Annotated in this window: 16 protein-coding genes; 4 read left to right on the forward strand and 12 right to left on the reverse strand. The window is 44.9% G+C overall.

The features are described from left to right. Window positions 1–5: 5 nt before the first annotated feature. The 3 genes from K2225_RS16330 (at window position 6) to K2225_RS16340 (ending at window position 2955) form a co-directional block, all read left to right on the forward strand. Window positions 6–779 carry a LamB/YcsF family protein gene (locus K2225_RS16330; RefSeq protein ID WP_220585715.1) on the forward strand — a complete coding sequence of 258 codons (774 nt, stop codon included), beginning with the start codon at window positions 6–8 and terminating at the stop codon, window positions 777–779. Between the two features lie 51 nt (window positions 780–830). After that, on the forward strand, window positions 831–2021 hold the full coding sequence (locus K2225_RS16335) for an NRAMP family divalent metal transporter (protein WP_220585716.1): 1191 nt from the start codon (window positions 831–833) through the stop codon (window positions 2019–2021). Window positions 2022–2292: 271 nt separating this feature from the next. After that, on the forward strand, window positions 2293–2955 hold the full coding sequence (locus tag K2225_RS16340; RefSeq protein ID WP_220585717.1) for an O-methyltransferase: 663 nt from the start codon (window positions 2293–2295) through the stop codon (window positions 2953–2955). A gap of 38 nt (window positions 2956–2993) precedes the next feature. On the opposite strand, the gene K2225_RS16345 is transcribed toward K2225_RS16340, so the two are convergent. The 12 genes from K2225_RS16345 to K2225_RS16400 all read right to left on the reverse strand — a co-directional run bounded on the left by K2225_RS16345 (window position 2994) and on the right by K2225_RS16400 (window position 13694). Next, complete coding sequence (locus K2225_RS16345; RefSeq protein ID WP_220585718.1) at window positions 2994–3809, reverse strand: protein phosphatase 2C domain-containing protein; 816 nt, start codon at window positions 3807–3809, stop codon at window positions 2994–2996. Further along, on the reverse strand, window positions 3806–4363 hold the full coding sequence (locus K2225_RS16350; RefSeq protein ID WP_220585719.1) for a GNAT family N-acetyltransferase: 558 nt from the start codon (window positions 4361–4363) through the stop codon (window positions 3806–3808). The genes K2225_RS16345 and K2225_RS16350 overlap by 4 nt, the downstream gene beginning before the upstream one ends. 105 nt (window positions 4364–4468) lie before the next feature. Then, window positions 4469–5443, reverse strand: a complete 975-nt coding sequence (locus K2225_RS16355; RefSeq protein ID WP_220585720.1) for a quinone oxidoreductase family protein — start codon at window positions 5441–5443, stop codon at window positions 4469–4471. A 12-nt stretch (window positions 5444–5455) separates the two neighbouring features. Continuing rightward, window positions 5456–6241, reverse strand: a complete 786-nt coding sequence (locus K2225_RS16360) for an enoyl-CoA hydratase/isomerase family protein (RefSeq protein WP_220585721.1) — start codon at window positions 6239–6241, stop codon at window positions 5456–5458. A 16-nt stretch (window positions 6242–6257) separates the two neighbouring features. Further along, window positions 6258–8018, reverse strand: a complete 1761-nt coding sequence (locus K2225_RS16365; RefSeq protein ID WP_220585722.1) for an acyl-CoA dehydrogenase family protein — start codon at window positions 8016–8018, stop codon at window positions 6258–6260. Then, window positions 7999–8742: a 2-phosphosulfolactate phosphatase gene (locus tag K2225_RS16370; RefSeq protein ID WP_220585723.1), complete on the reverse strand. Its 744-nt coding sequence runs from the start codon at window positions 8740–8742 to the stop codon at window positions 7999–8001. The genes K2225_RS16365 and K2225_RS16370 overlap by 20 nt, the downstream gene beginning before the upstream one ends. 1 nt (window position 8743) lies before the next feature. Then, on the reverse strand, window positions 8744–9805 hold the full coding sequence (locus K2225_RS16375) for a phosphotransferase family protein (protein WP_220585724.1): 1062 nt from the start codon (window positions 9803–9805) through the stop codon (window positions 8744–8746). 12 nt (window positions 9806–9817) lie between these two features. Further along, complete coding sequence (locus K2225_RS16380; RefSeq protein WP_220585725.1) at window positions 9818–10216, reverse strand: acyl-CoA thioesterase; 399 nt, start codon at window positions 10214–10216, stop codon at window positions 9818–9820. 12 nt (window positions 10217–10228) lie between these two features. Continuing rightward, entirely contained in the window at window positions 10229–11101 is an 873-nt protein-coding gene (locus K2225_RS16385; RefSeq protein WP_220585726.1) for a 3-hydroxyacyl-CoA dehydrogenase family protein, read from the reverse strand. Beyond that, on the reverse strand, window positions 11091–11669 hold the full coding sequence (locus K2225_RS16390) for a TetR/AcrR family transcriptional regulator (protein ID WP_220585727.1): 579 nt from the start codon (window positions 11667–11669) through the stop codon (window positions 11091–11093). The genes K2225_RS16385 and K2225_RS16390 overlap by 11 nt, the downstream gene beginning before the upstream one ends. Window positions 11670–11698: 29 nt before the next feature. Continuing rightward, on the reverse strand, window positions 11699–12478 hold the full coding sequence (locus tag K2225_RS16395) for an SDR family oxidoreductase (protein ID WP_220585728.1): 780 nt from the start codon (window positions 12476–12478) through the stop codon (window positions 11699–11701). 4 nt (window positions 12479–12482) lie between these two features. After that, complete coding sequence (locus tag K2225_RS16400) at window positions 12483–13694, reverse strand: acyl-CoA dehydrogenase (protein ID WP_220585729.1); 1212 nt, start codon at window positions 13692–13694, stop codon at window positions 12483–12485. Window positions 13695–14157: 463 nt separating this feature from the next. Here K2225_RS16400 and K2225_RS16405 point away from each other — a divergent pair, with 463 nt between their 5' ends. After that, window positions 14158–14718, forward strand: a complete 561-nt coding sequence (locus tag K2225_RS16405) for a CotY/CotZ family spore coat protein (protein ID WP_220585730.1) — start codon at window positions 14158–14160, stop codon at window positions 14716–14718. The last annotated feature ends 81 nt before the right edge of the window (window positions 14719–14799 follow it).

A 14799-nucleotide genomic window follows, 5' to 3' on the forward strand; every position in this document is an offset into this window, starting at 1 on the left:
AATCTATGCATATCGTCGACTTGAATTGTGATATGGGAGAAAGTTTCGGCCGCTATACCATCGGCCGCGACGAGGAAATAATGAAATACGTAACCTCCGCGAATATCGCATGCGGCTACCACGCCGGAGATCCATCTATCATGAAAAAAACGGTCCAAATGGCGTTGGAACATAACGTCGGGATCGGCGCCCATCCAGGTCTTCCAGATCTAGCGGGTTTCGGCCGACGTCCGATGGATATTTCCGAAGAGGAAGCTTATGATATGGTGGTCTATCAAATCGGAGCTCTGAAAGGATTCGTGGATACTGAAGGGGGACGTCTGCAACACGTTAAGCCTCATGGAGCTCTCTTTAACATGGCTGCGAAAGACCAATCCTTGGCGCAAGCCATCGCCAAAGCTATTTACGATGTGGACTCTGAACTAGTTCTCTTTGGACTGGCAGGAAGTGAACTAGTGAAAGCCGGGCGTGAACAGGGGCTTAAGACAGCAAGCGAAGTATTCTCAGACCGAACTTATCAACAGGATGGATCACTTACTTCACGAAGAGAACCAAACGCACTCATCACCGATCACGAGCAGGCCGTGGAACAAGTCATTCGCATGATTAAAGAAAACAAGGTCCGTACCGTACAAGACACGGATATTGATATTGATGTTCATACGATTTGTATTCATGGTGACGGAGCAAGCGCGATCGATTTCGCCAACTATATTACAAAAGCCCTGAGAGAATCAGAAATCACACTTCAATCCATCAGTAAATTTATCACAAAATAAGTAAATATGAGAATTCATACATTACAATCAACATAACAAAGGAGCTACTCCATGAAAGAACAATCGACAAGAAGTCTCCTGTTAGGAGCCGCTTTCCTGATGGCGACGTCCGCGATCGGTCCCGGCTTCCTAACACAAACGACTCACTTCACTCAACAACTTGCAGCAAGTTTCGGATTCGTCATCTTAATCTCCATTATTATAGACATTGGGGCCCAATTGAACATATGGCGAATCATTGCCGTATCTGAAAAACCAGCTCAAGATATCGCTAACAGCCTCCTCCCCGGCCTTGGAGTATTTTTATCTGTGCTCATTGTTGCCGGTGGATTAGCCTTTAATATTGGAAATATCGCAGGCGCTGGCCTAGGTACCAATGTACTTTTCGGAATTTCACCTGAAATGGGAGCATTATTCAGTGGTATTGTAGCCATCGCCGTCTTTCTCGTGCGGGAAGCTGGTAAAGTCATGGACCGCTTCGCACAAATTGCTGGTTTCGTTATGATTGCCTTGACGATTTTCGTTATGTTCTCTGCCCAACCGCCTGTCGGGGAAGCCGTCACGAAAACATTCGTCCCTGATACGATTGATTTTCTGGCTATTATCACACTCGTCGGGGGAACCGTTGGAGGCTATATTACCTTCGCCGGCGGCCACCGTCTTCTAGACGCAGGTATAAAAGGAAAAGAAGCACTCCCGCAAGTCACAAAAAGTTCCGTGTCTGCGATTGGAATTGCCTCTGTTATGAGAATCTTCCTTTTCCTTGCTTCCCTGGGTGTTGTAGCCTCAGGTTTCACCCTGAACCCTGAAAACCCACCAGCCTCTGTTTTCCAGGCAGCCGCTGGAAATGTCGGCTACAAAATCTTCGGTGTCATCATGTGGGCAGCGGCCGTAACTTCTGTCGTCGGAGCGGCTTATACATCTGTCTCATTCATCCGTACATTCAATAAAACAATCAACAAGCACCATAAATGGTTTATTGTCGCGTTTATTGTCATTTCCACCACCGTATTCGTTTCTGTCGGTGAGCCTGTCAAAGTGTTGATTCTTGTCGGGTCATTAAACGGCTTGATTCTACCTATTGCGCTGGGTGTCATGCTGGTTGCTGCATATAAACAGAAAATCGTCGGGGACTACAAACACCCGCTATGGTTGACCATCTTCGGAATCCTCATCGTCATTGCCATGTCCTACATGGGCGGCATGTCACTAATCCAGGGCATTCCAAAACTATTCGGTTAACCCCAAAGAGCTCAGGCAACCTGAGCTCTTTTTTCTTGCACTAAAACTCCCAATTGTGGAAGACTCAATTTCGAGATGTTTTCAGGGTTCGTTACCCAGGTTGAGCGTTAGTGGTGGCTGGGAAGCTACTCAATAACAGTCTCGAAACTGAGTCTTCAAGAAACTTGCAATATACTTTAATAAGGAAGTGGTTATAGTAGCACCTTTTTGTTCGAGTTTTTAGTGAAAGAGGATTACACTAGAAGAAACTTATACATAAGGAGTGGTTTGTTTGAGTAATCTGGAGACTTGGAAGCAAGTGGATCAGTACTTTATCGATCAACTGATTCCCGCAGATCCTGTTATGGAGAATGTACTAGAATCAAACGAAGAAGCAGAACTCCCTTCCATCGACGTGTCTGCCATTCAGGGAAAGATGCTTCATCTTTTTGTGAAAATGAAAGCCGCAAAAAATGTATTGGAGATTGGCACTCTCGGTGGATACAGCACCATTTGGATGGCGAAATCCCTGCCTGAAGATGGTCACGTCACTACACTAGAATTCAACCCGAAGCATGCGGAAGTAGCCTCCAGGAATATGGAAATGGCAGGAGTGAAGGATAAGATCGAAGTGATTGTCGGTCCCGCTCTCAAATCTTTGCCTACTTTAGAAGGACGGGAACCCTTCGATTTTATTTTTATTGATGCAGATAAGAATAATAATCCCCACTATATCAAAGAAGTTCTAAAGTTATCCAAGCCTGGTACAACGATTTTAGTAGATAATGTTGTACGGGATGGAGAACTGCTCGACTCAGAAAGCAAGGATAAGAGTATTTTGGGCATACGAGAGATGTTTGACTTATTAAACAACCACCCCCACCTTGATTCCACAGCTTTTCAAACAGTGGGAAGCAAAGGATATGACGGCTTCGTCCTGGCCGTCGTAACATAAAAAACAAAGCGAAGTGCACCTTCCATATGAAGGTGCGCTTAGTTGAATTTAATCCACACCGCTGTTCTGTCATCGATATGGAGAGAATGTTTATTCAGGTGTTCCGTTAATTCATGAACATAACCTTCCAACCCGACTTCTCGAATTCTTTGATAAGTTTCTTCAAGGGTAAGTTCAGGATGAAATAAACCATCTGAAATAAGTAAGAGGCTCCGAACTCCTTTTCCATTGATTACTCCTTGATCAAGGTAGTCCATCACTTCAGGCATTCCATTGGCAACCGTATAGCCACCTTCCACATTCGCAAGCCGCCGGTTGTAGCGAAGCTTATTCATACGTATATCATAATAACTTTCAGGGGGGATCTTTTCCCCATCCTTTCTTCCTTCGACACGTTTTTTCTTGGCTCTTTCGCTGATCCCTTTGACAGAGTCAATTGTGACAACCATAAATTTTCCATTCTCATCCTCTACAAGAATCATAGAGTCCCCTAGCTGCACATAATGAATCTGGTCATCCATAACTTTAACAACAGCTACGCATGTGGACCAGCGTTCTTCTCCGAGTTCTGTCTGAACAGCGTACCTTTCCATCTCATCCTTTAAATGTAGATTGGCTTCTTCTACGGCTTTCACTAACTCTTCTCCACCCTTTAACCGCTCCATTTTGGTTTTGAAAATTTGTGCGGCAAGATATGCTCCATTATGACCTGCTTCATCCTTAAAACAGACGAGCGGAGTAGCTCCATCTAAAACGCCATAAATACCAGCTTGTTCATTTAGAACAAAAGCGTCCTCGCATTCCTTTTTTAGCGGGCTCTTTTTTTGGATATGTTCCACGGATGTGACGTTCAAGTGATTTCCCCTTTCATCAGCCACTCTTCTTTTAACATTCCGTAAACCACATGGTCCGTATATTCATCATAAAGCCGGGCTGCCTGACGGATGACACCTTCCTGCTTAAAACCTAATCGCTCCGGCACTCCACGACTCTTTGTATTCTGAGAAGCCGCCCGAATTTCAATTCGGTTCATACCTAGTGTCTTAAACGCATAGTCGAACAGAACGCGACAGGAACGTGTAAGCAGCCCCTTCCCTTTGTAATCAGCTCCCATCCAGTAACCGATGCTTGTGACTTTATTTTTCTCATCAATTTCATGAAAATCAACGACACCTGCAATGTTTCCTTGATATAGAATACAAACGGTCAGTCCGTTGTTTTCTGCATAACGGCGTAAACACATCTTTATGTAGTTTCTTGTATCTTCCACTTCTTTTGTAAAGTGGATCCATGGCAACCATGTTTTTATGTGATCCCTGGAACGATCCGATAGTCGGAATAGCTCTTCCGCATCACGGTGGTCAATCATCTTCAGTGATAATTCTTCATCGATTTTTTGTTCAAACATTAGTCTTCTCCCCCTTTTCATCTGTGGTCATTTGTATTCGACAGAATCCTCTCTTCTTCCTGCAAAAAAAGTACGGCAGAACAAGTCTGCCGTACTTTTTATATGTTATGGCTTCAAGACCAGCTTTCCTTTTGTTTTTCTGGCCTGCATGACCTCATGAACATGAGCCGCTTCCTCTAAATCAAACACACCACCGACAGTCAACTTCAATTCACCAGTCTTCACCATTTTCAATAAATGGTTCAAACTCTTTTCAAACAGGACAGGCTTCTTCATAATCTGTGGCAAAAAGAATCCAATGACCGATAGATTTCGATTCATAAGACCAGAAGGATACATTTGGGGCGGCTCTCCACTGGCAACCCCATAAACTACGACTCTTCCAAATGCTCTCATGCATTTGACGGTCTCGTGAAAAATATCGCCTCCAGCCATTTCCAGAGCCACATCGACTCCTCTGCCATCCGTGGCCTCCATTACTTCTTCACGCCACATCGGATTCGTGTAGTTGATGGCATAGTCTGCACCTAAATCACGAGCTAAGTTCAGCTTTTCATCTGTGCTGGCCGTCGCGATAACCTTTCCTGCTCCGAAATGTTTGGCTAGTTGGACAGCAAGGGAACCAACGCCTCCGGCCGCTGCATGAACAAGAACGGTTTCTCCTTTTTCCAGCCTCCCCATCGTTGTGAGAATATGATAGGCGGTTAACCCCTGTAAGGGTAAAGCCACAGCGATTTCATCTGTGACTTCATTTGGGATGGGGATCAAAGTACTCTCATTCGCCTTCACATATTCTGCATAGCCCCCTGAGCCAATGAGCGTCACGACACGATCTCCCTTAGCGACACGGCTCACCCCTTCGCCTACCTCTTCAACGACCCCGGCAACTTCTGCTCCAGGGATAAAGGGAAGTGGTGTGGGTACTACATAAGCCCCCTCACGCCTTGCTGTGTCCGCATAGTTCACTCCGATGGCATGAACTTTGAGAAGAACTTCTCCTTGTTCAAGCTCTGGTCGGTCGACATCCACCTTCTCCAATACAGAAGGCGCGCCATATTCTTTAAACTGAATCGCTTTCATTTTTTCCCCTCCTTATTTCCCAACAAAGTTAGGTTTGCGCTTTTCCTTGAAGGCCTGCACACCTTCTTTATGGTCTTGGGTGGTGACCATCATCGTTTGTGTTATTCTTTCCTGCTCAAGAATCGTAGCTAAATCGGAGCGATCGGCCTGATCGACGATCTTTTTCATCATCCCCATCGCTCTGCCCGGACCTTTGGAAAGAGCAAGGGCATAATTCATAGCCTCTTCTTCTAAATCAGCTAGTGGAATGACACGATTGACTAATCCCCATTCAGCAGCTGTCTCAACAGGAATAGGTTCTGCGCGGAACAGAAGTTCTTTCGTACGGTACGGGCCTAACAATCGTGATAAAAAGTAATGACCGCCTCCGTCCGAAACAAGTCCGACCTGTGCAAAGCTAAGCACAAATTTGCTTTCTTCCCCTGCCAGGATCTGATCACAGGCAAGCGCAAGGTTGAAACCAGCCCCTGCTGCGTATCCATGCACCACTGCCACGACTGGTTTGGCTAAATCTTTGATTTTCAAAATCAATTGGTTGAGTTCTCCCACATGGTCATACAGATGCTGCGCATCAGCTGTCCCCATGGATTTCACATCTCCACCCGCTGAAAAAGATCGGCCGGCCCCTGAAAGCACCACAACTTTCACATCATCATTACGTTCGGCTTCAGCCAGGGCCTCTTGAAGACCTATGATCATTTGATCAGAAAAAGCATTCAATGAATCCGGCCTGTTCAGTACACAGGATAATACAGGACCTTTAATATCGACAGTTAAGTGATCGTTACCTAATTTCATATTCGTCATCTCCTTTTTATGATACGTACTGACCTGCAGCAATCATACGATCGGCAAGCTGGCGGTTTCTTTCCATGGAGCCTTCCCATTGATATTCACTTAAAAGCACAGGGATATGACGTAAAGTTTGAACACGTTCCTCCCCTTGCAAAAGCGCGGATAAAAGTTGTGTGATCGAACGCTGCACCTTCAATGTAGACTGTTCAATTAACGTGTAGGACATCATTTCTTTTAATGGAAGGCCCGAATCTTTCGCATGTTCGGCTTTCCTTGTCCTTAAGACTGCGGACTCGACGCGGTAAATTTCAATGGCAAGATCGGCAAGCTTCATTAATATCTCTTGTTCTTCCTGAATGGCTTTTCCGTATGTTCGGTAAGCCACCCCTGCACATACAAGATATAAATCCTTGAATAAAGCCACGGCCTCCTGCCGTTTCTCGGAGCGTTTATACCCGCCGTTCTTCAAAGAATATTCCGCTTTCTCCATTAGTGATGCGGCATCAAATTCTTCTTTGGCTGCTTTTTGGAAAAAAGCACCTGGAATTAACAGGCGATTGATTTCATTGGTCCCTTCAAAGATCCGGTTAATTCTTGAATCTCGATAAGCTTGTTCAATGGGATATTCCTTGATGAATCCTGCTCCTCCATGCAACTGTAGGGACTCATCCACCACCTCGTCCAACGTTTCTGACCCGGCAACCTTACAAATCGCAGCTTCGAGCTTATGCTCATTCATTGCTTTAGCTGTGGATAGACGATCTTCAGAATCATAGTGATCGTGGAGCGAAGCTTCTATATGACCCGCCGTACGATAAAGCAAAGATTCCGTACCATAGATTTGAGCCGCCATCAAGGCGAGTTTCTCCTTCGTTGCCGGAAATTCTGCAATACTTCTTTTAAACTGTTTCCTTTCTTTCACATGGGTAATCGCTAACTGAAAACTGTATTTGGCTGCTCCCATTGTGGCAAACCCTAAATTGAAACGCCCTAAATTCAAAACGTTAAGAGCGATCAAATGTCCTTTACCGACATCCCCTAGTAAATTTCCAACCGGAACCTCACAATCTTCCATCACTACAGAACAAGTCGAAGACCCTTTTATTCCCATCTTCTTTTCTTCAGGTCCGATGGAAAGTCCCTGGAAATCTTTTTCAACGATGAAAGCGGAAAAGTGCTCTCCATCTACTTTGGCATACACAATAAACGTATCGGAAAAAGCGGCATTCGTGATATAAATTTTGGTTCCGTTTAATAGATAATGAGTCCCCGTTTCATTAAGCACGGCTGTGGTTCTAGCGGAGAGGGCATCGGAACCAGCTTCAGGCTCTGTAAGACAATAAGCCCCTATATACTCTCCAGATGCGAGTTTAGGCAAGTACTTTTCTTTTTGCTGCTTCGTACCGAAATAGGTGATCGGTAATGTAGCTATACATGTATGGTTTGAGTGAGCAACACTATAGCCGCTTGCATTTCCTAATGCTTCACCAACGATCCCTTTGCTGATCTTATCTAAGCCAAGCCCTCCATAATTTTCAGGAATACTATGACCGAGAAGTCCTATATTTCCGGCATGACGCATTTTCTCAGCTACAAAATCATAATCTCCGCCTTCGATCCGCTCCCTATTGGGGTGAATTTCCCGGGTAATAAATTGTCGAGCAGTGGAAGCCATCATCTTATGCTCATCGGTCCGATCCTCCGGTGTGAACACAGCGTCCTCTGAAATCTCCGATATCAAAAACTCTCCACCACGAATGTTATGCTGAACTGGTTGCATTTTTCCCCTCCTTGATTTGTCCGCTTTCACGGTCATACGTAAGTATCGAATCGAATAAACCTTCTTCCGCAGCAAAATCAATTTCTTTCGGATCAAGCCCGGCTTTTACAAGTAACTTTCCTATTCTGCAGTTTCTCAATAATTCTTTTGCGGGCCCACTTCCTTCGTAGAAACCGAGAGCTGTGACAGCGGCATCCGAAAGTTCCCACCTGTCCCTTTTTTGCATGTGATAAATTAGACTGCCGACGCCATAAAAATCCTCCACCGTGTATTTTCCGCTTGAGCCCGCACAGACGAGAACGATATCTTCTCCTTGATGAAGGTCTGCCATATGAGCAGCCATTGCTGGATTGTTCAGCAGTGAAGCGGCATATAAAGAGGAAGCCTGTGTGGATTGGTGTAAGGCAACCGTCCCATTTGTCGTCGTCAAGAAGAGGTGCTTGTTCTGTATGATGGATTTCAAGTTGGTTCTTAACGGTGGTTCAAATCCATCAATTCCCCTCCCTTTATCCTCTCCAGCCATGATGAAAGGATCTTCAAATTGTTCCGCTAGTTTCCGAGCTTCATCCGGGCTGAACACTGGAATGACACTGGAAGCACCATCCGCAATCGCAGCTGTAATCGTGGATGTGGCGAATAAGACGTCAAAGACGACGACAACTTTCCCTTTTAACTTTTCCGGCTGTATATCTTCTTTTTTAAAAATGACTTGGATAGCTCCCATGCTAGAGACCTGCTGTTTCTTCCGCATGACGAATCAATTGATTGACGAACACATGCATTCCTGCAAACCTCGGATCCTGTGTCTGACCATTTTTATAGCGGTAATAGATTTGTTGAACGATACCTGCCAACTTAAAATAGGCGAAGGTCAAATAAAAGTCTATGTCATCCACATGTCGACCGCTCTTTTCAGCATAGCGTTGAATGAATTCCTCTCTTGAATAGAAACCATCCTGTACCGTAAGCGGCGGCTTCCCCAATCCCGTTTTCAAAAGTTCTGGATCGTCTTTCTGAATCCAATAGCTCATGGCAGCACCAACATCGGCCAATGGGTCTCCTACGGTCGTCATTTCCCAATCAAACAATCCTACCATTCGTGAAGGATCTTCTTTACTGAACATGGCATTGTTCAACTTGTAATCATAGTGAATGATGGCAGCTTCTTTAGATGAAGGGATATGATCGATCAGCCATTTTTTTAAACGCTCCCCGGAAACCACATCATCAGTTCTCGCTTTTTCATAGCGTTTGATCCATCCATGAACTTGCCTTTCCATAAATCCTTCAGGCTTGACCATATCTTTAAGAGAAGTCTGTTGGTAATCCAGTGAATGAAGTTCTGCCAGCCGGTCGACCATCGTTTCTGAAAGTTGTCTCCCAAGCTGATCTGTCGCTTCTACACCTTCTGGGAAGGCGTGATCAAATACGAGACCTTCTCTACGTTCCATGAGAAAAAAGGGGCGGCCAATCAGGTTACCCGATTCATAGAGATAGGGTTTCGGCGCCAAAGAAAAGACTGGATGTAAAGATTGAAGAACCTTGAATTCACGTTCCATGTCGTGGGCCTTAGGAGCGACCGGGCCCATGGGAGGGCGACGTAAGACTGCTTTCCACTCCTCTCCCACCGACAACTCATACGTTAGATTGGAATGCCCCGCCCCGAACTGCCTGATTTGCAAATCACCTGAAGGTACCTCCAACTTTCGCCTTAAGAAACGCTCAAGCTTGTTTACGTCGAGCTCCTCCCCTTGGCGGACAGGTCTTGTATCTTCTGTATAAACCATGAAGAACCTCCTTTATTTTGCTACCATTTGATAGGATGCCAAGGATTCTTTCATCTCAGGGGTCATGGCAACACTTTGCTGTTGTTCAAAGTCGAATTGAACAATGACCGACAAGCCCCTGGCCACAAGTTCACCTGACTCTTTTTCAAACATTTCCTGCTCTAAATGAAAGCTTGAGCGCCCAATTTTTGCTACATGACTGCGAATAATCAGTGTTTGATTGAAGTACACCTGCTTGATGAAATCACATTTCGTCGATGCAAGGATAAAATTCCAATCATTCCCTACAAGTCCCAAGTCATTAAAAAAGCGGATTCGTGAATCTTCCATATAGACAAAGAAGTTGTTGTTGTTCACGTGCCCCAATAAGTCGGTTTCACAAAATCTCACGTTCACTTCTATTTCGTGCATTCGTTCTCCTCCTCAACTTTTCACAGAGCTTTCATAGGTATAAAAACCCTTCCCAGTTTTGCGGCCAAGCTCTCCTGCTTTCATTTTTTCTTCAATCGTTTTAGATGGCCGGTCTTTAGGATCGCCGGTTTCCTTATACTGCTGCTGCATGACATAATAACCGACATCTATACCGGAAAGATCCATTAATTCAAACGGGCCGATTGGATGTTTCAGTGCTTTTTTCACGATTTTATCGATGTCTTCATAATCCGCGTATCCACCCTCATACAAACTCATCGCTTCTTTTTGAATAGCAAACAAAATCCGATTGGCAATAAATCCTGAGATTTCTTTTTGTAAAAGAACAGCGGTACGATTCATCTCTTCGCACACTTTCATAACTACAGCAGCCGTCTCTTCTGAGGTATGTTCCCCTTTGACGACTTCCACGCAATCCATCACAAGGGGCGGGAAGAAAAAGTGCATGTTACAAACTTTTTCAGGCCTCGACGTTGCATCAGCAATCAATGAACTGACGATTGTGGAAGAATTGGTCGCAAGAATTGTATGAGATGGAGCATACTCATCCAATTTTGCAAACACTTGCCGTTTCACATCCAGTTTTTCAACGACAGCTTCAATAACAAGATCTGCACTTGAGACCGCTTCCTCCAATTCTGTTGTAAAATGAAGGCGGGCAAAGGCCTCATCACGCACGGTTTTAGAAATTTTTTCTTTTTCCACCCACTTCTCCATAATCCCAGCAAGTTTCGCTTCAGCCTTTTCCAATGATTCCTGGCTAATGTCCTGGAGCTTTGTTTCATATCCAGCTAATGCACCTAGCATGGCAATCTGATGCCCCATACTGCCCGCACCGACAACCGCTAATTTTTCAATGGTCATTCGTCTCCTCCTTCACTCCGTTAAAAATCAACTGCATATATAAATCAGTCAAAGACTTCTCTTCCACTTCTCCTTCGGGTTCGTACCAAAAATAGCTCCAGTTCGCCATTCCAAGGACCGCATAGGATAGCATGTCTGCACGGAGAGTCTTCTTGAATTCTCCGTCCGCGATCCCATCTTCCAACACTTTCTGTATATTCAATTGGAATTGTTGGCGTTTTGGCATAATGATCGCAGTCTTCTCTTCACTCAGGTGTCTCATTTCTTGAAAGAACACGAGTGCACTATGACCGTTTATTCTGATATTGCCGATCAACAACTCTACGATTCTATACAATTTCTCCTGATTGGAAAGACCTTCGCTTGTCATGATATTTTCTTGTCCCTCCAGCAGGTGATCAATAAAAGATTGATGAATGTGAACAAGTACATCTTCTTTGTTTTTGAAATAGTAATAGAATGTCCCTTTTGTCACTCCATTCGCATCAACGATGTCCTGGATGGAGGTGCCTTGGAACCCCTTTTTACCGAATAATTCTATGATTGAGTCCATCATTCTCTCTTTCATATCCATCCGTCCTAACTCAGCAAAATCCATTAACAGGAAGCGTGCATGCCACCGTCAACAACGAGGACGTCCCCGGTGACATAATCGGATGCTCGACATGCTAGAAATAGAGCAGCTCCTTTTAAGTCCTCCTCAGAACCGAAGCGTCCGAGCGGCGTTCGATCGAGTATAAAATCTCCCCCGTGCTCAAGTACCCCTTTCGACATTTTTGTCGGGAAGAATCCGGGAGCCAGGGCGTTCACTTGAATGTTGTGCATGCCCCACTTCACTGCTAGATCCTTTGTAAAAGTGATGACCGCACCTTTACTGGCATTGTAGCCGACCGTCTCCATAAACCTTGGATCCGCACCACCAAGACCAGCAACAGATGCAATGTTGATGACCTTTCCGGACTTCTGTTTGACCATTTGCTCGCCAACTTTCTGAGACATAAGGAAAGTTCCGGTCACGTTGACGTTCATTACCTTTTGAAATGCTTCCAGTGGCATTTCGAGCGTTGGCGCGCCCCACGTAGCCCCGCTATTGTTAACAAGGATATCAATGGTACCGAATTTGGCTAACGCTTCCTCCACTACACGGTCAATGTCTTCAGGGTTCGTGACATCACACCCAAGCGCAAGTGCCTCCACACCACATTCACTCCCAAGCCTGAGAGCCGTCTGTTGACACGCCTCTTTTTTACGGGAACAGACGATAATATTCGCCCCTGCTTCGGCAAGACCTTCAGCAATTTGTTCACCAAGCCCACGTCCGCCTCCCGTAACAAGTGCGGTTTTCCCTTTTAAATCAAAAAGATTTTTTACATGCATGGTCTCACTCCTCATATTTGGATAATTCAAGTTTAGCAATCTGTCTCCGGTGAACCTCGTCCGGCCCATCTGCCAGCCTCAAAGTTCGTGAGTTTGCCCATTGGGCAGCTAAGGTGAAATCATCACTGACTCCTGCCCCACCGTGAGCTTGTATCGCCCGGTCAATAACTTTCAATGCCATATTCGGGGCGACCACCTTAATCATGGCGATTTCGGTTTTCGCTTCCTTATTCCCAACCGTGTCCATCATATAAGCCGCTTTCAAAGTAAGCAGACGTGCTTGTTCAAGTTCAATCCGGGAATCGGCGATCCACTCCCTTACGACCCCTTGCTCCGCTAAAGGACGATGAAAAGCCACTCTGTTTTGAACGCGCTTACATAAATCCTCAAGCGCTCGTTCCGCTGCTCCAATCAATCGCATGCAATGATGGATTCTTCCAGGTCCCAGACGACCTTGGGCGATGGCGAACCCTTTACCCTCTCCCCAAATCATGTTTTCCTTCGGGACACGGACATTGTGAAAATCAATTTCCGCATGTCCATGTGGAGCATGATCATATCCGAATACAGGTAACATGCGCTTGACCTGAACACCTTCCGTATCCAAAGGGATAAGAATCATGGATTGTTGCTCATGGCGCTTGGCATCCGGATCCGTTTTCCCCATAAAGATGGCGATTTTACACCGTGGATCTCCTGCTCCTGAAGACCACCATTTCCGACCATTGATGACATAATCGTCTCCGTCCCGTATAATGCTCGAATTAATGTTTGTAGCATCGGAAGAAGCCACATCCGGCTCAGTCATTGAAAAGCAGGATCTGATTTCTCCCTTCAGAAGAGGTTCCAACCACTCTTCCTTCTGAGCTTCACTTCCATAACGCGCCAGCACCTCCATGTTCCCCGTATCAGGTGCATTACAATTAAAAACTTCAGGACCAATAAGCGAACGCCCCATCATCTCGCAAAGCGGGGCATATTCAAGATTCGAGAGACCGGCTCCATATGTATCATCAGGTAAAAATAAATTCCAAAGCCCTTCCTCTTTCGCTTTCGATTTCAGCTCTTCCATGATAGGTGGCACTTCTGAAAAGCGGTCTTTTTGTTCATTTAATTGATCCTCATACACCGACTCATTGGGATAAACATGTTCATCCATAAACCGTTGCAGCTTTTCGAGGTAGCCTTTCACCTTATCGGAATAATCAAAGTTCACCTTTTTTCCTCCTTCTTCACAGAAACATACCAAACGGTTAGTATGCATCCATTTTATACCTACTATTCTGAAAATTCAACAAAAAGTGAATCATTATTCATATTTTAGAATTATAGTCCTTCTTTTCCCAGCCCCTCTGACTCTCCATACAGAAAACGATTTCTTTTATCTCGAAATCTATTTTCCACGTGAGGCCATTAAGCGTAATAAAGAAAAATAAAAAAGATGCCAGTGTACGCTGGCACCAGACCGTAGGGAAATTTTCCATGGCGTGGTAGACCATGAACTTTGAGCTTTCGTGAACTCTCAGTACTATAAGATATGCCTTCAGCTGCTGGGTGCCTTGGCGTTCACCTAGCATTTTTACAATCTATGAAGATTCTTAGAATGGTAGGCACCTATACAAGCTCTTTCTATGAGAAACCATAGAATACAGAGAAAAAATAAAGGAGGAAATGCTTTTATGAGTTGTAAAGGAAGAGATAACAACTGCGTCCGCGATGTTATTAAAGAAATCATTAAAGCTCAAGATGAAGTGGCTGCCTTGATGGACAATGGATGTTGCGATGTCAGCTGCGGGCGATCCATTCGTGATCTGCTTTCACCTGCTGAAGAGTCACCACGTAACACAACCATCCCATTCATTTTGTACTGCAAAGACTGCAAACCTTTCATCGGTAGCGGGGTTATTCGTAAACAATTAATGTCTAATAGCTCCACTTATCTTGCCTGCTTGAGCTCTCCAGTTTTCAGAGCGAAGAAATTCACCAATGATGGAAAGTGTGTCAAACTGGAGCTTTTGCTTCCTGAATCAAATGGGGGAGCACGCGCTGTACAATCTTGCAGGAAGAAAGATGTATGCGACTATTTCCCGGGTGATTCTATTCGTAACCTTCGCGCTACAGGAATCTGCATTACTGTAGATCTGGATTGCTTCTGCAGCATCACATGTCTAGAACCTACGACTCCATTGATGGCAACACGTCACGAAATAGACGATGCTCTGTCTAAATACGAAGACTAATAAAAAAACGTGCATGGAACCTTGTTCCTGCACGCTTTACATAATAGATACACGGAAAGGATAATAAGCGCGAGTAATTTC

This window comes from Halobacillus sp. Nhm2S1 (assembly GCF_019599545.1).
GTDB lineage: Bacteria > Bacillota > Bacilli > Bacillales > Halobacillaceae > Halobacillus.